Annotated in this window: 12 protein-coding genes; 6 read left to right on the forward strand and 6 right to left on the reverse strand. The window is 50.7% G+C overall.

Annotated elements, in window-relative coordinates; all coding sequences use genetic code 11:
• Nucleotides 1-38: 38 nt before the first annotated feature.
• The 3 genes from pmbA to HMPREF2871_RS01630 all read left to right on the forward strand — a co-directional run bounded on the left by pmbA (nt 39) and on the right by HMPREF2871_RS01630 (nt 3,291).
• Nucleotides 39-1,370 (forward strand): metalloprotease PmbA, encoded by a 1,332-nt coding sequence (pmbA, locus tag HMPREF2871_RS01620; RefSeq protein WP_070588341.1) that lies wholly within the window; start codon nt 39-41, stop codon nt 1,368-1,370.
• Nucleotides 1,371-1,457: 87 nt separating this feature from the next.
• On the forward strand, nt 1,458-2,627 hold the full coding sequence (locus HMPREF2871_RS01625; protein WP_049344062.1) for a glycosyltransferase: 1,170 nt from the start codon (nt 1,458-1,460) through the stop codon (nt 2,625-2,627).
• Between the two features lie 154 nt (nt 2,628-2,781).
• Nucleotides 2,782-3,291 carry a cold-shock protein gene (locus tag HMPREF2871_RS01630; RefSeq protein ID WP_049344060.1) on the forward strand — a complete coding sequence of 170 codons (510 nt, stop codon included), beginning with the start codon at nt 2,782-2,784 and terminating at the stop codon, nt 3,289-3,291.
• Between the two features lie 93 nt (nt 3,292-3,384).
• Here HMPREF2871_RS01630 and smc read toward each other — a convergent pair whose 3' ends face one another.
• The gene (smc, locus tag HMPREF2871_RS01635; RefSeq protein WP_049344058.1) at nt 3,385-6,870 is read right to left on the reverse strand and encodes a chromosome segregation protein SMC; all 3,486 of its coding nucleotides are present in this window, start codon (nt 6,868-6,870) and stop codon (nt 3,385-3,387) included.
• Nucleotides 6,871-7,232: 362 nt separating this feature from the next.
• Between smc and HMPREF2871_RS01640 the strand changes: the two genes are divergently transcribed.
• Nucleotides 7,233-8,669, forward strand: coding sequence for a transferrin-binding protein-like solute binding protein (locus tag HMPREF2871_RS01640; protein ID WP_004519414.1), 1,437 nt, complete (start codon nt 7,233-7,235; stop codon nt 8,667-8,669).
• A 60-nt stretch (nt 8,670-8,729) separates the two neighbouring features.
• Here HMPREF2871_RS01640 and HMPREF2871_RS01645 read toward each other — a convergent pair whose 3' ends face one another.
• The gene (locus HMPREF2871_RS01645; protein ID WP_039861983.1) at nt 8,730-9,524 is read right to left on the reverse strand and encodes a thymidylate synthase; all 795 of its coding nucleotides are present in this window, start codon (nt 9,522-9,524) and stop codon (nt 8,730-8,732) included.
• A gap of 414 nt (nt 9,525-9,938) precedes the next feature.
• Here HMPREF2871_RS01645 and gdhA point away from each other — a divergent pair, with 414 nt between their 5' ends.
• Nucleotides 9,939-11,273: an NADP-specific glutamate dehydrogenase gene (gdhA, locus tag HMPREF2871_RS01650; protein ID WP_039861980.1), complete on the forward strand. Its 1,335-nt coding sequence runs from the start codon at nt 9,939-9,941 to the stop codon at nt 11,271-11,273.
• 64 nt (nt 11,274-11,337) lie between these two features.
• Here gdhA and recG read toward each other — a convergent pair whose 3' ends face one another.
• From recG to grxC, 4 genes are all read right to left on the reverse strand, one after another.
• Nucleotides 11,338-13,377, reverse strand: a complete 2,040-nt coding sequence (recG, locus tag HMPREF2871_RS01655; protein ID WP_039862031.1) for an ATP-dependent DNA helicase RecG — start codon at nt 13,375-13,377, stop codon at nt 11,338-11,340.
• 246 nt (nt 13,378-13,623) lie between these two features.
• On the reverse strand, nt 13,624-16,668 hold the full coding sequence (locus tag HMPREF2871_RS01660) for a TonB-dependent siderophore receptor (RefSeq protein WP_049344154.1): 3,045 nt from the start codon (nt 16,666-16,668) through the stop codon (nt 13,624-13,626).
• Nucleotides 16,669-16,927: 259 nt separating this feature from the next.
• Nucleotides 16,928-17,362, reverse strand: a complete 435-nt coding sequence (gene secB / locus HMPREF2871_RS01665; RefSeq protein ID WP_003682271.1) for a protein-export chaperone SecB — start codon at nt 17,360-17,362, stop codon at nt 16,928-16,930.
• A 21-nt stretch (nt 17,363-17,383) separates the two neighbouring features.
• A complete protein-coding gene (gene grxC, locus HMPREF2871_RS01670) occupies nt 17,384-17,641 on the reverse strand; it encodes a glutaredoxin 3 (RefSeq protein ID WP_003684090.1) in 258 nt (85 codons plus the stop codon).
• Between the two features lie 237 nt (nt 17,642-17,878).
• Here grxC and HMPREF2871_RS01675 point away from each other — a divergent pair, with 237 nt between their 5' ends.
• Complete coding sequence (locus HMPREF2871_RS01675; protein WP_049344152.1) at nt 17,879-19,372, forward strand: Rne/Rng family ribonuclease; 1,494 nt, start codon at nt 17,879-17,881, stop codon at nt 19,370-19,372.
• Nucleotides 19,373-19,408 lie beyond the last annotated feature (36 nt).

Raw genomic sequence — 19,408 nt, forward strand, 5'->3', positions numbered from 1 at the left:
GGTTAAAATGCCGCAAAACCCTGTCAGGAAACCTTTTTATGCTGTTTAACCACACACCGGACGAGCTGTTGCGCTTGTGCGGACACACGCTGGATTTGGCCAAACAATCCGGCGCTACCTCGGCCGAAGCCGATTTCAGCGAGTCGCTCGGTCAAAGCGTCAGCGTGCGCTTGGGCGAAATCGAACAAATCGAGTTCCAACAAGACAAATCTTTAGACATTACAGTCTATGTCGGCCAACGCAAAGGCCGTGCCAGCACGGCCGACTTCTCCGAACGCGCCCTGCAAGATACGGTCAAAGCCGCCATTGATATTGCACGCTATACCGCCGAAGACGATTGCGCCGGCCTTGCCGATGCTGCCTTGATGGCAACCCATATCGGCGACCTCGACCGCTACCACGAATGGGATTTAAGTACCGAATCCGCCATCGATTTGGCCAAGCAATGCGAACAGGCTGCGCTGTCAACAGACAAACGCATTGAAAATTCCGAAGGCGCATCGGTTCATACCGGCCATTACCAATATGTTTACGGCAACGCCCACGGCTTTGCCGCACATCAGCAAAGCACGCACCACAGCATTTCTTGCAGCGTGGTCGCCAGCGACGAACACGGCATGCAGCGCGACTATTGGTATGATTCTTCCTGCCGTCACGAAGACATGGACGCGCCCGAACTCATCGGCCAAACTGCAGCCGAACGGACTTTACGCCGTCTGAACAGCCGCAGCGTTCCGACCGGCAGCTATCCCGTACTGTTCGACACCACCGTCGCAGTCGGCTTAATCGGCCACCTTATCGGCGCACTCAGCGGCGGCGCGCTCTACCGTCAAAGCAGCTTTCTGATTGACAGCATCGGCAAACAGGTGCTGCCCGAGTTTCTCAGCCTGCGCGAAGAACCGCATATCCTGCGCTCGTTCCGCAGCACTTATTTCGATGCCGAAGGCGTGGCCACGCAGCCGCGTTTTGTGGTGAAAGACGGCATAGTCGAAGGCTATTTCCTCAGCAGTTACAGCGCGAAAAAACTCGGCATGCAGACAACGGGCAATGCCGGCGGCGCGCACAATCTGTATCTGAACCACACCCATGCCACGCAGGCCGACCTGTTGAAAGAAATGGGGACGGGTTTGCTGGTTACCGAATTAATGGGTCAAGGCGTCAACGGCATTACCGGCGACTACTCGCGCGGCGCAGCCGGTTTTTGGGTGGAAAACGGCGTCATTGCCTATCCGGTTCAGGAAATCACCATTGCCGGACGTTTGCAGGATATGTACCGCGACATCATCGGCGTGGCAGACGACGCATTACGCCGTTCGTCCAACCAAATCGGCTCCATCTTGGTTTCCAAAATGACAGTTGCCGGCAACTGATTGAACTAAATAGACAAAAGGCCGTCTGAAAGATATCTTTTCTTTTCAGACGGCCTCGCCGTTATCTACTTCCATAAAAAATACATCATGCATATTGTCGTTATCCCCTCTTGGTATCCTTCTTCCGAAACTGATGTGGACGGAATCTTTTTTCGCCTCCAAGCCCAAGCCCTGCAACGCGAAGGCATGAAAATCGGCATGGTCGTGCCCATGTTCCGCTACTTGAGAAGCCAGCCGAAAACCATCTTCTCGCGCTTCTACGGCCTACGCCGCCATCAGCAAGGCGGACTCAAAACTTACGCCTACGACAGCATGTATTTCTTCCCGCGATGCCCGGTTGTCGATATCGACCGCATCCGCTGGGTCAACGCAGGCATGAAAGCTTTTGAAGCCTATATCGCCGACAACGGCAAACCCGACGTAATTCACGCCCATTGCGTCAACTACGCCGCCATTTTAGCCTGCGCCATCTTCAAAAAATACGGCATTCCCTATGTAATTACCGAACACAGCAGCGCCATTTCACGCGGCCTTGTCCGCAAAAACCAATGGCCGTCCATGCACGAAGCCGTGCGCCACAGCGCCGCCCGGTTCGCCGTCAGCCGTGATTTCTGCCGCATTCTCGAAAAAACCTACGCCGGTACAGACTGGCAATACCTGCCCAATATGCTGGGCGGCAATTTTGAACAGGATTTCGAGTTCCCCGAAAAAAACAATCAAGACTTCACCTTCTGCAGCGTCTCCCACCTGCGCCACCTCAAAGGCCACGACCTGCTCCTGCCTGCTTTTGCCAAAGCACTCAAAACCTATCCGCAACTCAAACTCAAAATCGGCGGCGGCGGCACAGAAGAAGGCCGTCTGAAACAACTGGCAAGCGACTTGGGCATCAATCACGCCGTTACCTTTACCGGCGCATTAACCACCGACCAAACCCTAGACCTCATGCGCCACAGCAACGCATTCGTCCTCGCCAGCCGTACCGAAACCTTCGGCGTCGTCTATATCGAAGCACTGTCGCAAGGTTTGCCCATTATCGCCACACGCTGCGGCGGCCCCGAATCCATCGTCACTTCCGACAACGGCCTGCTGGTTCCAATCGAAAACATACCGGAACTGACCAAAGCATTGCTCACCCTCTACGAAAACCATGTAAACTACGATCCCGTCCGTTTGCGCCAAGATTGCCTGCAACAATTCGGCAGCCGTGCCATTGCGCAACACCTGATCGGCACATTCCAAAAAGTGCTTAATAAGTAGGCATAAACCATACAGGCCGTCTGAAATCCTTCATGCGGCCTGCCTGCTTCCAACAAGACAAATCTAGTGTAAAATTAAGACAATAACTAAACTTTTTGATTTAAAATCAGTCCAAGGAAAAACTGTTACCTATAATAATATCCCCACATACATTATGCGCTATTACGGAACGATTACTCGCTGGAACAGCAAGCGCGGCTTCGGAGCCGCTACCATAGAAGACACAGGCCAAGAAATCTTTCTTGCCCTTGCCGCCTTCACCACCCTTACCCGCCTTCCGGCCGAAGGGCAACACATCTCCTTCAACATCACAGAAGGCCGGCGCGGCCGCAAAGAAGCCGAAAACGTCTGCTTCGCCCTTGATTGCGCCGACTGCTTTGATGTCCTCGTCCCTCCCCCCGAAAAACCCCTCGCAGGCAAACAGGCCATCATCGGCCTGATTGCCGTTATCTTCGTCTGCAGCATTTTCGCCGCCTTGTGGTACGGTCTCCACTTTTCCGACAACACACCAGAAGAGCCGGCCGTCAAAAAACAAGAAACCATGGTTCACGAAGTAGCCGCCAAAATCGAAGCCGAACGCAAAGCATGGCGTGATGCCGTCAACCGCAGCAACCAACGCTCGGGGCAACCTCAACGCGCCAAAGATGATACGTCAAAACAATAACGCTGTATCCAATACAAAAAGGCCGTCTGAAAAAATGGGAAGATGAAATTATAGATTTCTTCCTCATTCTTTCAGACGGCCTTTGTTCTTACCTCAATTCGGCTCCGCCATTTCCAACGCCTGTTTGATGTCCACGGCGACGACGCGCGAGACGCCTTTTTCCTGCATGGTTACGCCGACGAGCTGCTCTGCCATTTCCATGGTCAGGCGGTTGTGGGAGATGTAGAGGAACTGGGTTTGCGCCGACATTTCTTTGACCAGGTTGCAGAAACGCGAGGTGTTGGCATCATCCAGCGGGGCATCGACTTCGTCCAGAAGGCAGAAGGGGGCGGGGTTGAGGCTGAACAGAGCGAACACGAGACTCATGGCGGTGAGGGCTTTTTCGCCGCCGGAGAGGAGGTGGATGGTGCTGTTTTTCTTGCCGGGCGGGCGCGCCATGATGGATACGCCGGCGGTCAGGAGGTCGTCGCCTATCATTTTGAGGGTGGCTTCGCCGCCGCCGAACAGGGTCGGGAAGAAGGTTTGGACTTTGCCGTTGACGGCATCGAAGGTTTCTTTGAAACGCTCTTTGGTTTTGTCGTCGATTTGGGCGATGGCTTCTTCCAAAAGGGTGATGGCGGCCTGCACGTCTTCGCTCTGGCTGCGGTAGTAGCCGTCGCGTTCGCGCGCTTCTTCGAGTTCTTGCAGGGCGGCGAGGTTGACGGCGCCGAGTGCTTCGATTTGCTGGGTGAGGCTGCCGATGCTGCTGTTCAATACTTTCGGCGATTCTTTCGCCAAGGCTTCGAGCGCATCCAAATCGGCGGCACGTTCGGTCAGGTTTTGATGGTAGCGTTTGGCGTTAATCAGGGCTTCCTGCTGCTGCAACAGGGCGGTTTGGGTAGCGGCCTGAAGCTGTGGCAACTGGGTTTGCAGAGTTTGCACTTTAGCGTATTGCTCCCTGCCCTGCTCCTGAATCTGCGCGAGTTTTTCCTGCACGGCGATGTATTCTTCGTCCAGCGTGTGTACGGCTTCGGTCAGCTCGTCGAGCTTGATGTGCTGCTCGTCGTTTTGGAACTCGGTTTCATAGGCGAGGGCAAGCTCTTGCTGGCGTTCCTGCCAGTCCAGGGTTTGCTGTTCGAGCCGGGCGATTTGCTGTTGGTAGTTTTGTTTTTGCTGGTTGAGCTTGTGGACGGCGACTTCCGCCAGCCCGTATTGGCGGTTGGCTTCCAGCAGGGCAAGCTGCGCCTGTTTCAGACGGCCTTGCTGCTCTTGGCGGCTGTGCGCGGTGGTTTGCTGTTGGTGTTCGAGTTCGGCGGCGGCTTCCTGCAAAGTAACGATGTCGTCTGAAAGCCCGTCGGACGTGTGTTGCAACACGGTCTGCTCTTCTGCCAACTGCGCCAGTTCGCGCTCGATGTGTTCGCGGCGGATTTGCCCTTGGTTGATGCGCACCAGAAGTTCGGCGGCGCGTTGCTGCGCTTGACTGTATTGGCGCGTGTGCTGCTGTTGCTGCTGCATCAGGTTTTTATGTTGCACTTCGGACGAGCGCACGGCTGCTTCCGCCTGTTTGAACGCGGCTTCGGCGGCGGAAAGTTCGGGGGCGAGGTTTTCCAGTTCGGACGCGATGCCGTCAAGGCGTGCTTTTTGGGCAATCAGGCTTTCCTGCGCGGGTTTGGCATAGAGCAGGACGCTGACTTTGTCGACCTGATGGCCTTCGGGCGTGAGCCAGATTTGGTGTGCGCCCAAATCGCTTTGATGCGCGAGGGCGTAGCCCAAATCGGGCGCGCACAATACGCCGTCGAGCCAGTGGTGCAATGCCGTCTGAAACGGCGGCTGCGCTTGGATTTGGTTCAGCAATGCCTGTACGGGCAGGGATTTTTTGATGCCGCCGGAGAGGTCGTCTGAAAGCCACGCCGCCTGCCCCTGCGGCAACGGCACGGGCGGGACAAAGCCAGAAGGCACGGCGCGGGCGTGCAGGCGTTCGGCAAGGATGACGGACAAGGCGTGCTGCCACTCGGCGGGCGCGGTGATGTGTTGCCACAGCTGCGGCGCGGCGGTGTGGTCGGTTGCCTGCCAGAAGTCGGCGGCTTCCTGCTGTTGCGACAGGATTTGCGACAACGCCTGCTGCTGCGCCTGCAAGGTGATGTGTTGCTGTTTCAGGCTTTGGAAGCGGTTTGAGGCCGTCTGAAACGCCTCGCGGGAGGCGTGTAGGGCTTCTTCGGCAGCAATGATTTGTTCTTCGTAATGCTCTTGCTGGCTTTGCAACAAGGCGGCGGCTTCCTGCGCGGCAGCGGTTTCAGCTTCGTCGGGCAGGTTCAGGGCTTGGTTTTCCTGTTTCAGACGACCTTTGCGCTCTTCGTGCTTGGCAACGGTTTGTTCGGCATGGGCAAGCTGCTGCTGCTTCAACGCCAACTCGCGGCGGATGCGGTTTGCCTCGTCCTGCTGGGTTTGGAAGGCGGCGTTGAGCGTGGCTTGGGCTTCTTCCAATTCGGGCAGACGCTCTTCGTGTTCGGCAACCTGCATTGCCCATTCCGCCAATTCGGTTTGCTTTTCTTCGACCTGCAACTCGTTTTCTTCCAGCTTCACGCGGATTTGCTGCTGCTCTTGATGAATGCGCTGCATCTGCGCCTGCGCCGCCTGTTTGTCGCGTTCGATGCGTTGGTGCAGGTTTTGCTGATGGCGGATTTGTTCTTCCAAACGGGCAATCTGCTCGCGCAACACGCCGCGTTTGTTGCTCAATTCGTGTACCGCCTGCTGCTGCGACTGCTCGGCGGTCTGCAAGGCGTGGACTTCGTCGTTTAACGCCTGAATCTGCGCAGCGGTTTCGTCTTGCTGCGCCTGCAAAGACTGATGCTGCGCGGTCGCCTTATCTGCGGCGGCAAGCGATTGCTGCCATTGGGCGTAATCGAGCAAATCCTGTTGCTGGTTCAACTGCGCGGTCAGGGATTTGTAGCGTTCGGCGGTTTCCGCCTGTTTCTCGAGCTTTTCCACCTGACGCGCCAACTCGTTCTGCAAATCGCCCAAACGCTGTAAATGCTCGCGTGTGCCTTTCAGACGGCCTTCCGTCTCCTTACGGCGTTCCTTATATTTGGACACGCCCGCCGCCTCCTCGATATAGGCGCGCAACTCCTCCGGCCGCGCTTCGATGATGCGTGAAATCATCCCCTGCTCGATGACGGCATAACCGCGCGCGCCCACGCCCGTACCCAGAAACAAATCAGTAATGTCGCGGCGGCGCACGGTCTGATTGTTGATGAAATAAGTCGATTCTCCCTGACGCGTTAGCTGTCGCTTGATGCTCACCTCGGCATACTGCCCCCACGCCCCCTGCAAACTGTGGTCGCTGTTGTCAAACACCAGCTCCACCGAAGCCCTCGGCGCAGGACGGCGCGTCGCCGCACCGTTAAAAATCACGTCCTGCATACTCTCGCCGCGAAGCTGCTTCGCCGAAGCCTCGCCCAACACCCAGCGCACCGCGTCAATCACATTCGACTTGCCGCAGCCGTTCGGCCCGATGACCGCAACAAGCTGCCCCGGCACATGAATCGTAGTCGGGTCGGTAAAAGATTTGAAGCCGGAGAGTTTGATGTGGGTAAGGCGCATGGCAATGTTTCGAATCGGAAAAGAAGGCGTATTTTAACGGAAATACGCTTATCCGTTGAGAGAAAAGCATCCATAAAGTCCGACTGCTTTTTTATCTTCAAAAGGCCGTCTGAAAAGTTTGTTAAAAAGAAACAGACTAGCTATAGAACTCACTAAAATATTCAAAATAAATTCATATAAAACAATTAACTAAGAAAATATCCACCCAACCATCTTCCCTTTGATTAATTTTTGTACAGAAATGCAAACAAACTGTTTATTTTTTTATGATTTATGGTTATTATCAGATATTAAAGGTTTAAAAATCAGATAAACGATCTCTCCGACCTTTTAATCAAGCGAATAACCATACAGGGAATCTCATGTCAAACATCCAAACCAAACTTAAAACCATCGTTTTTACAGCCATCAGCGCAGCCATCTTGTCCGCATGCGGTGGTGGCGGAGGCGGCGGTTCATCTGCTTTAAGCACCGGCGCAACTCCTACCAATAATACCGGCAACTCTGCTGGCAACAATGGCAATCCTGCCAACAACAGCAATGCCAACACTCCGAAAGCTCCGTCTACTACGCTTACTAACAGTGCCGACAACCTTGCCGAACTGACCGATGAAGCTCCAATCGATCCGGCCAACGTTACCCAGCCTTTGCACACACATTTCATCTCTTCCAAAGGTGCACAGCAATCCAACCCTAACGTACAAATCCGCAAAGATGCCGCAGGCAAAATGTTCCAAACGGACAATCAAGACCGCAACCAAAATGGTCTGATCAGTTCTATTGACTTTAACAGCAATGATGAAGTCAAAATGGACGGCGTTGTATTATTTAATAAGACCTCTAATGGCAACGCAACCCAACCTACATGGACAAGTTACGCTTCTGTTATTGCCAAAGTATATTCAAAAGGCAATACTCAAACTGATGTCAGCGAACAAACGGGCAAGGAGAAAAATACCGAATTCGCATACGGCAAATCAACTTTGGATGACAAAATTGCTGAAGATTATAAAAAATTAAAGGCTGAAGAAGAAAAGCTTGAAAAAGAAGAAAATCCAGAAGCAGGTCCAGTTAACAATAAAAAAGTAACGGAGATCAAAGCAAAGATTGAAGAATTAAAGACTTCACACGCTAAAAATCTTGAAAATCGAACTAAACTAGCAGAAATTAATGAGAATGTTAGCAATAATCTAGCCTATTTCCGTCCAGACCAAGATGGCTTGGTATTCGACAAACAATTCGACGGTGTCTATGTCATCAATTTTGGCGATGGCACAGAAATTGTGTTGCATGATCCTTCTGCGGCCGGCTGGACATATCAAACCTTCGCGCATTACACCGACCCTAAAGGACATGTATACCAAGGCTACCAAAGCCTGGGCGATGAAACTGTCTTCACGACCCTGCCTGCTAAAGGTACAGCCACCTACAAAGGTATTTCTACTGCCTATGTGGTTACCGATAATAACAATCGTCAGTTGACTTCCAATGTCATGGCTATCGTTGATTTCGGCCTCAAAGGTATCCGTTTTGAAACATCAAACTCACACTTCCATACTTTGGAAAATGGTAAGCGCGTATCCAAAGCAGATAAAAACTACGATTTCAAAGGTACGGCAAGCTGGAAAGACGGCAACCTCTTCTCCGGCAAAGTCAGCACGGCCGATGACAAGTTAAGTGGCAACCTGAACGGCAAATTTTACGGCCCCAATGCTGCAGAAATTGGCGGCACTTACGGCTTGAAAAACAAAGATGCAACCGAACACTTAATCGGTGGCTATGGCGCGAAACGTCAATAAATCTACCTAAATAAAAAGGCCGTCTGAAGTTTCAGACGGTCTTTTGTTTTTTAACTTGGATTACACCGATACGGCTGCTTTGATGTGCGGATGCGGATCGTAGCCTTCCAATTCGAAGTCTTCAAATTTGAAGGCAAACAAGTCTTTGACTTCAGGGTTGATTTTCATGGTCGGCAGTTTTCGGAAATCACGGCTTAATTGCAGCTGGGCCTGCTCGATATGGTTGCTGTACAAATGCGCATCGCCAAACGTATGGATAAACTCACCGGCTTCCAGGCCGCACACTTGCGCCATCATCATGGTCAACAATGCGTAGCTGGCGATGTTGAACGGTACACCAAGGAAAATATCGGCGCTGCGTTGGTAAAGTTGGCAGGACAGTTTGCCGTTGGCAACGTAAAACTGAAACAGCGCGTGGCAAGGTGGTAAGGCCATTTCGTCGACCAAAGCCGGATTCCATGCCGATACAATCAGACGGCGCGAGTCGGGATTTTTCTTGATTTGTTCCACCACGTTGGCAATTTGGTCGATATGGCGGCCGTCGGGTGCAGGCCAACTGCGCCATTGGTAGCCGTAAACCGGGCCTAAATCGCCGTTTTCATCCGCCCATTCGTCCCAAATAGACACATTGTTGTCTTTCAGGTATTTGATGTTGGTATCGCCTTTAAGAAACCAAAGCAGCTCATGAATAATCGAGCGCAGATGCAGTTTTTTGGTGGTCAATAGCGGAAAGCCTTCACTCAAATCAAAACGCATTTGGTAACCGAACACGGAACGCGTGCCGGTGCCGGTACGGTCGGATTTGTCGATACCATTGTCGAGAACATGGCGCATAAGGTCGTGATAGGCTTTCATGTGTTTCCTTAATGTATGTGTTGTGGGAATTTCTTGTGTATTGTACCGAATTTTCAGACGGCCTGCCTCTCTGTCTTCAATGGGGCAACCTTCCCCATATTCGCGTAGTACACTCATTAACAATGTTGACAATTCAGCGCTAATTTACACAAATTTATGAGCTGAATTAAATTTTTACAAAAAAATTTTCAACATTTTCTAGTTTAATTACTCGGTATTTTATTTTTATTTAAATCTATTTAATAAAATATTTTTATATATTTTTAATTGAATTTAAAATATAATTCCATTTTTACAAATTGGTAAAAAAATAATGTCAACAATCTAGGTAAAATTTTTCTTGGCAAGTAAAATTTTTACAGCTATATTTCAAAACATAAATATTGAAATATCTCACTCAATAGGAGTAGAAAAATGACTGACCTGAACACCCTGTTTACCAATCTTAAACAACGCAACCCCAACCAAGAACCCTTCCACCAAGCTGTTGAAGAAGTGTTCATGAGTTTGGATCCGTTTTTGGCGAAAAACCCGAAATACACCCAACAAAGCCTACTTGAGCGTATTGTTGAACCGGAGCGCGTGATTATGTTCCGCGTCACTTGGATGGACGACAAAGGCCAAGTCCAAGTCAACCGCGGCTACCGCATTCAAATGAGCTCCGCCATCGGCCCTTACAAAGGCGGCTTACGCTTCCACCCGACCGTCGATTTGGGCGTGTTGAAATTCCTCGCTTTTGAACAAGTCTTCAAAAACGCGCTGACCACCCTGCCTATGGGCGGCGGCAAAGGCGGTTCCGACTTTGATCCTAAAGGCAAATCCGATGCCGAAGTAATGCGCTTCTGCCAAGCCTTTATGACCGAACTCTACCGCCACATCGGCGCCGATACCGACGTTCCTGCCGGCGACATCGGCGTAGGCGGCCGCGAAATCGGCTATCTGTTCGGCCAATACAAAAAAATCCGCAACGAATTTGCTTCCGTCCTGACCGGCAAAGGCCTCGAATGGGGCGGCAGCCTGATTCGCCCTGAAGCCACCGGCTACGGCTGCGTGTATTTTGCCCAAGCCATGTTGGAAACCCGCAACGACAGCATTGAAGGCAAACGCGTGTTGATTTCCGGCTCCGGTAACGTGGCGCAATACGCTGCCGAAAAAGCCATCCAACTGGGTGCAAAAGTATTGACCGTTTCCGACTCCAACGGCTTTGTCCTCTTCCCTGATAGCGGTATGACCGAAGCGCAACTGGCCGCTTTGATCGAGCTGAAAGAAGTACGCCGCGAACGCGTGGCCACTTACGCCAAAGAACAAGGCCTGCAATACTTTGAAAACCAAAAACCGTGGAACATTGCGGCCGAAGTTGCCCTGCCTTGCGCCACCCAAAACGAATTGGATGTAGACGCTGCCAAAATCCTGCTGGCAAACGGTTGCTATGTGGTTGCCGAAGGTGCGAACATGCCGTCAACTTTAGGCGCAGTCGAACAATTTATCAAAGCCGGCATCCTCTACGCTCCGGGCAAAGCCTCCAACGCCGGCGGCGTAGCAACTTCAGGTTTGGAAATGAGCCAAAACGCCATCCGCCTGTCTTGGACCCGTGAAGAAGTCGACCAACGCCTGTTCGACATCATGCACAACATCCACGAATCCTGCCTGAAATACGGCAAAGTCGGCGATAAAGTAAACTATGTCAACGGTGCGAACATTGCCGGTTTTGTCAAAGTAGCCGATGCTATGTTGGCACAAGGTTTCTAAACCTCTATCCAGCCAAACCAAAGGCCGTCTGTTTTCAGACGGCCTTTTTCTTTTCATGCAAATTTTATACGCCCAAATAACCTTCCCTGCTGGAAAGCCATCTTGCCAAATGCGCTTCGACGATTTCAGGGTTTTGTTCGATTAACATGGGCGCGATTTCGCGCGCTTGTTCCAAGAGGTGCAGGTCTTCTTCAAGATTGGCAAAACGCAGCATGGGGACGCCACTTTGGCGCGCGCCGAGAAATTCGCCGGGGCCGCGAATGTTGAGGTCTTGATGGGCGATTTCGAAGCCGTCGGTGTGTTCGTAGATGACTTTCAGCCGCGCTTTAGCGAGTTCGCTCAAGGGTTCGGCAAACAGGAGGACGCACACGCTTTCTGCCGCGCCGCGCCCTACCCGCCCGCGTAATTGGTGCAGCTGCGCCAAGCCCATGCGTTCGGCGTGTTCGATCACCATCAGGGCGGCGTTGGGTACATCTACGCCGACTTCGATGACGGTGGTGGCGACCAAGACGTTCAGATGGCCTGCGGCAAACTGAGCCATGACTTCGGCTTTTTCGGCGGCCTTCATGCGCCCGTGTACCAAGCCGATGTTGAGTTCGGGCAAGGCTGCCTGAAGCTGGGCTAGGGTTTCGGTGGCGGTTTGCAGTTGCAGGGTTTCGCTTTCTTCAATCAGCGGGCAGACCCAGTATGCCTGCTGTCCTTTGCGGCAGATGTTGAGGACGAAGCCTTCGACTTCGGCGCGGCGGATGTTGTTGACTAGGCGGGTTTTAATCGGGGTGCGCCCGGGCGGCAATTCGTCGATGACGGACACGTCCAAGTCGGCGAAGAAACTCATGGCGAGCGTGCGCGGGATGGGCGTGGCGGACATCATCAGCTGGTGGACGTCGCGCCCTTTGCTTTTGAGGGCGAGACGTTGGGCAACGCCGAACCGGTGTTGTTCGTCCACAATCACCAAGCCCAGATTTTGGAACTCGACGTCGTCTGAAAACAGGGCGTGCGTGCCGACGGCGATTTTGACGGTGCCATCGGCGAGTTTGGCTTTGGCTTCATCTTTGGCTTTTTTGCGCTGGCTGCCGGAAAGCCAAACGACTTCAAGGCCTAACGGCTCAAGCCATTGTTTGAACTTGATAAAATGCTGTTCTGCAAGGATTTCAGTTGGTGCCATTACAGCCACCTGCGCGCCAGATTCAATGGCGGTCAAAGCAGACAAGGCGGCAACGATGGTTTTGCCACTGCCGACATCGCCTTGCAGCAGGCGGTGCATGGGGTGGGTTTGCGCCATATCGCGGCAGATTTCGGACACGACTCTTTCTTGGGCATCGGTCAGGGCAAACGGTAAGGCGTGGCGCAAGGCTTGAGTCAATATGCCGTCGCCGCCCAATGCCGTGGCTGAGCCGCTGACACGCTTCTGCCGCGCCAAGCGCATGGAAAGCTGTTGCGCCAAAAGTTCGTCGAATTTAAGCCGCTGCCATGCGGGTAGCGCGCCGTCGGAAAGCTGGTGGATGGTGAAACTCGGCGGCGGCGAATGCAAAAGGCGCAGGCTTTCGGCAAGGTGCGGTAGTTTCAGACGACTCAATAAGGCATCGGGCAGCGTGTCGTGTAGCGGCGTAACGTCCAACGCCGTCTGAATGATGCGACGCAAAGTGGGCTGGTTCAAACCATTTACGGTCGGATAAATCGGCGTGAGGCTTTCCGCCAAACCGCTGCTCTCGGCATCGCGGATTTTGGGATGAATCATCTCGTCGCCGTGAAACCCGTGTTTGATTTCGCCCACGGCTCGGATGCGTTTGCCGACCGCCATCTGTTTCTGGTTGCTGGCGTAAAAGTGGATGAAACGCAAAAAAAGGACGCTGCCGGAACCGTCGGCGATTTGGACAATCAGCTGCTTGCGCGGTTTGAACGTGACTTCCTGATGGATGACCTCGCCCTCAACCTGACACGGCACGCCGATCGGCGCATCCTTAATCGGCATGATGTGCGTCTCGTCCTCGTAACGCAGCGGCAGGTGCAACACCAAATCCCATGCGGTATGGAGGTTGAGTTTTTCGAGCTTCTTAGCAGAGACATCGGTAATTTTGAGCTGTTTTTGGGTTTCGGGCGTCATCTTAAAAGGCAGCTGATTGAAAGTTTGCTGTATTTTATCCGAAAACAAAAAGGCCGTCTGAACGCAATGTTTCAGACGGCCTTCAAAGCTGAATACTTGAAACGAATTAATATTTGAAAATACGCCGGCTATCGAATCAACTTCAGCCATTGTTAGGAAACAGCTTTCAAAAAAGAAGGATATTCAACCCATACTTTTATGAATTTAGCCAATAATGTTTACATACCCAATCATTATCCATTCTCTCTAGAAATGCCAATCCAATTTCAGTTTAACTGTCCGCGGTTCGCCATAGAAATTGTTTTGACCTCGCGTACGGTTGTAGTTATTTTCAAAATACGTCCTGTCAGCCAGGTTAGTTCCTATCAGGCTGATTCTGCCGTGTTTGTGAAAGTCATATTGAACAAAGCCATCTATAAGTCCGTAGCCTCCTTGGCGAATATTGTAAAGGCTACTTGTACGACTTTGTGCAGATATTCCGCCACCCAAGGTTAACTTAGTTTGAGGCAAGCGGTAGCTTGTACCGAGGCGGAACATATGTACCGGCGTGAAGTTACTGAAGTTATACGGGTCGGCAGTCGTATTTTTCTCCAACCGCTCCGCATTGACTTCTGCCGCATTTTTATACTTACTTTTGTTATATGTGTAGCCAACAAAAATACGCCAGTTTTCCGACAATTCGCCAGCCAATTCAAGTTCTGCACCGCTGCTCTTAACCTTACCCACAGGTTTAGCGATGGTTTGGAATGAGCCTCCGTTACTACTAGTATCAGGAACAAATCCGAAATCGACAACGGTACGGTTTTTCTGCTGTAAAACAAACAAGGCAAGCGAAGCATTCAGACGGCCTTGCAAGAACGACCCTTTCCAACCTATTTCATAGTTAGTCCCGATGAGTGGTGGAAGAACGGATTTGCTGGTTACATCAACGTTATCCTGTTGTTTAAAAATCTTAGTATAGCTGGCATACAGGCTTTGTTGCGGCGTCAGGTCGTAGGTAATGCCTGCATATGGCGTAAACCGATGACTTTGCATTTTTGAGGTGTAGTGTTCTTTGTCGATTTTGTTACTGCTCTCAGTTTGGAATGCCGTAGCAGGCTGGCCGTAGCGTACAGGCATTTCTTTGGCTTGTGTGGTTTCATAACGCGTATAGTGCATACCACCCAAGAGATGTAGGCGGTTGGTTGCATTAAAGCGGGTGCTGACAGTCAAAGAATGTGTTTTATTCGTGTTAAGGTATTTCGAATAATTGTATAACGCCGGAACATGATCATCTGCAACCTGAACAGTTTTCCACAACGGCGTTTTCAGATATTGGTTTGCCCATTTCAAATTTCCCTCTTCATCCCGCTCCTGTATTTTGTTTCCATTTGCATCCAATTCGTAAACAGGATCTTGCACCATTACGCGCTCACCATTGTCGTTGACTGTCCAGACAGGCTTACCCTCTGCATCCAAACGGGGAGTATATTTGGTAACATGCGCGCCACTACATTCCGGCACATAGATTTTGTTATTACCTTTTTCGTTATAAATATGCCAATCTGGTTCGACAATGCCTTTTTCTAAAGGATTACGCTCCGGACCATCGGGATGAATGCCGCAACTGCCTGCACCTGCATAACCTTGAGGACGGACAAAATAACGGTTTTGATATATTTCCGTATAGGCAGAACGGATTTTTTCATTGTTATACGCATAACCGATAAAGAAATCATGTTCACGTCCAAGCAGGCGGTAGTTACCTGTCAGATCCAGCTTAAAGCCCCATTGCACATCATGTTTGGTATAGTGCAACGGCATGAAGTTGTAACGGCGGTTGTATGTGTGGCGAAGATTGTATGCTGAGTCGTATAGACGGTTGGGAAACAGGCCTTCTGCATTGTTAATAATGCCTTGCTTTGCAAGCTCCTTATCAACAAACTCTTTTTTATCTACTTCTACACCCGGATCCTGCCAGTCGTTGCACAGGAAATCCAAACCAATGTCCTGCATACATTGATCAAAACCTGCCCGACGTGCTGCCGCCCTTTGGGAGCGATATTGTTCAAAAGCAGATGCATCGAAATGATGGGCAACGTAATCTGCTTTTTTCTCTTCATATGTTTTCGTGACGCCATCACGATATTCTTTTAATTTTGCCAACGCCTTGTCTTTAGGCTCAAAAGGGATCACCTCTCCCTTTTCAGTTAGGAAACCTGTTGCCGCAGATGCTGAAATACCTGCCGCGTGTTCGTTTTTCAGAAAAAATTGTCCGACTTTGGCATCTGAATCATTACGCGTATAAGAAATTTCGGCATTGAGTTGCCATCCATTGTCAAAGACATGTTTGAAACCGGAAAAAATATTGTATTTATCAGCATTCAGGCGTGACCATGAGGTTTCACCCAAATAAGTATTACGTGGCAATTTCAAAGGATTGTTACAAGCCGGACTGGAGCTGAAGGCCGCAGTTTTTTGATCCTCACAAGGTAAAATCACGCCGGCAAAATCGGGAATATCTTTATTTTTCTGATAAGTACCACCCAAAGTCAGCATACTGTTATCACTCAAATCCGTATCGATCACGCCATAAACCATGTCTTTCTTGTTCCATACACCCTCTTTAAAAGAACGGTGGTCCTCATGAACACCAACCAGCCTACCACGTACCGTATGTTCATTATTCAAGCTTCCAGATACATCCAAAGCCAAACGCTTGCTGCCCCTATGGTCAGTGCTGATTTCACCTGTATGCTTAAACAGAGCTGTTGGCCGCTTACGGATTAAATTAATGGTTCCACCCGGTTCAGAATTGGACTGAGTAAGACCGGTTGCACCTCTGACAACCTCAATGTGATCATAAACAGCCAGGTCTGTACTGGGTGAGACATCGATTTTTGCCGTATAGCCCGAACGTCCAGACACATTAGTAGTAATACCGTCTTCACCAATCTGATCAACATAGAAACCACGAGACAAAAAACGAGTTTGTAGGCCCGAATCGCGAACCACGTTGATTCCCGTAGTGTTTTTCATTGCATCTTCTAAAGAATATATTGCTTTATCATCTAGCTGCCGACGCGTCATTACGCTCACCGACTGCGGCGTATCCTTGCCTGAAATACGCAACCCAGTCGCCGTTGCCATCGTTCCGATTGTATAAGACTGACTGCGCTCGGTATTACTTTGTGCCTGCCGTTTGCCACTGACCTTGACCGTATCCATATCTACATGTTCAACTTCTTGATGTCCCGTATCTGCAAAAACAGTTTGGCAAGGCAGCACTAATAACAAACAAATTGTTTTCATTTGAAAATCAGGTTTCACAACTATTTCCTTAATTAATAGAATCTACTTACTGGATAAAATTCTAATTTATTGATTTTAAATGGTATATAAACCTATAAAATTAAAAATATTATCGTAATGATAAACGGTATCATTATATACTTATTACATTAATATATGAACTTTTTTTATTATAGATTTTTCTTATGTCCTAATTTTCAAATAAAAAAGGCCGTCTGAACGCAATGTTTCAGACGGCCTTAATTTAGGTATAACGCGATTAAGCGTTAGCTCCCTGTTGCTCTTGGTAGATTGCTTCGAAGTTGATCGGAGCAAGCAGTACAGGTGGGAAGCCAGCGCGGGTTACGCTGTTGGAAATGGCTTCGCGTGCGTAAGGGAACAGGATGTTCGGACAAGCAACGCCCAGCAGCAGTTGTACGTCTTCTTCAGGAATGTTTTCCAAACGGAAGATGCCGCTTTGGGTAACTTCGTTCAAGAACATGGTGCGCTCTTCGTTCAGTTTGGCAGTTACGGTCACGGTAACGTCAACGCTGTAGAAGCCGTCTTCCAGTTTGGTGTTGCCGGTAGAAACGCGCATATCGACTTCAGGCTCGCCTTGTTCCAAGAAGATTTGTGGTGCGTGAGGCACTTCCAAAGACAAGTCTTTTACATACAGACGCTCAACGCTGAATACGGGTTGCAATTCTTCGCTCATTTTATTTTCCTAAGTTAAGGGTTAAGGATTCAGTAATTCGTCCAACTTGCCTTCCTGCTGCAAGCGGTACAAATCAGTAAAGCCACCGACATGGGTGTCGCCGATAAAAATCTGCGGCACGCTGCGCTGACCGGAAAGCTGCTGCATTTCGGCAAAAACTTCCGGATTGCCGTCGATGCGGATTTCGTTGATTTCTTTCACACCCACCGCCTGCAACAGCCTTTTCGCCATGGTGCAGTACGGGCAATATGGACCGGTATAAACAGTAACGGTTTGCATGATTTCTTCCAAAATACCAATGTTCATGACTATATGGGCATAGGTGCTATTTTACAAGTATTCCCGCCGTACGGTTGTAAAAAACATTCAGACGGCCTCTTGGCCATAAACATTTGTGCAGATGCGGAAAAACCATAATTAAAGTATGATAAGCGCTTTCGCAGAATGACTTTTGCCATTTGTTTTTTGGAGAAGAACACATCGCAAAAGTTTTTCTATTCAAAATCAGGTATCGCCATGCTTTCAGGAATTCCCATCCCCAAGGACGCCGTGCGTCCGCCCGAAACCGTCCTCGTCAACATTACGCCGCAAGAAACGCGTGTGGCTGTTTTGGAAGAGAACAATATCTGCGAGCTGCACATCGAGCGCAACAGCGGCCATAGCTTGGTCGGCAATATTTATTTAGGCGTCGTCAAACGCGTCCTTCCCGGCATGCAAAGCGCGTTCATCGATATCGGCTTGGAACGCGCTGCGTTTTTGCATATTGTCGACGTCCTCGAACAACGCCGCAATCCGGACGAAACCCAACGCATCGAACACATGCTCTTTGAAGGCCAGTCTGTCTTGGTTCAGGTCATTAAAGACCCCATCAACACCAAAGGCGCGCGCCTATCCACCCAAATCTCACTGGCCGGCCGTTTCCTCGTCCATCTTCCGCAAGAAGACCACATCGGCATTTCCCAACGCATCGAGGATGATGCCGAACGCAGCAGTTTGAGGGAGCGCCTCAACAATCTGCTGCCCGAAAACGCCTGCCACGGCTACATCATCCGCACCAACGCTGAAAACGCCTCCGATGAGCAACTGCAATCAGACATCAACTATCTGACCAAAGTGTGGGAACACATTCAAAAACAAGCGAAAATCCAGCCGCCCGAAACCCTGCTCTATCAAGATTTGCCTTTGAGCCTGCGCGTTTTGCGCGATATGTTCAGCCTCGATACGCACAAAATCCTGGTTGATTCCACCGAAAACCACCGCCGCATGACCCAGTTTGCCGAACAATACGTTCAAGGCGCATTAGGCAGAATCGAGCTGTTCAAAGGCGAACGCCCCCTATTTGAAACCCACAACATCGAGCAGGAAATCGCCCGCGCCCTGCAACCGCGCGTCAATCTCAACTTCGGCAGCTACCTCATCATCGAGTCCACCGAAGCCATGACCACCATCGATGTCAACACCGGCGGCTTTGTCGGCGCGCGCAATTTTGATGAAACCATCTTCCGCACCAACCTCGAAGCCTGCCACACCATCGCCCGCGAACTTCGCCTGCGCAATCTCGGCGGCATCATCATCATCGACTTCATCGATATGGCGCAGGAAATCCACCGCGAAGCCGTCCTGCAAGAGCTTGCCAAAGCCCTCAGTTTCGACCGCACCCGCGTCACCCTCAACGGCTTTACCAGTCTGGGCCTTGTCGAACTGACCCGCAAACGTTCGCGTGAAAACTTAAGCCAAATCCTCTGCGAACCCTGCCCTTCCTGCCAAGGCCGAGGCCGTCTGAAAACTCCGCAAACCGTGTGCTACGAAATCCAACGCGAAATCGTCCGCGAAGCGCGCCGCTACGATGTCCAAGCCTTCCGCATTTTGGCCGCTCCGAATGTCATCGACTTGTTCCTAGACGAAGAATCACAATCGCTGGCGATGTTGATAGACTTTATCGGCAAGCCGATTTCACTGGCAGTCGAAACCGCCTACACGCAGGAACAATACGATATTGTGTTGCTGTAAAAATAAAAGGCCGTCTGAAAACTTTTCAGACGGCCT

The sequence above is a fragment of the Neisseria sp. HMSC067G12 genome, assembly GCF_001812725.1.
Lineage (GTDB): Bacteria > Pseudomonadota > Gammaproteobacteria > Burkholderiales > Neisseriaceae > Neisseria > Neisseria perflava.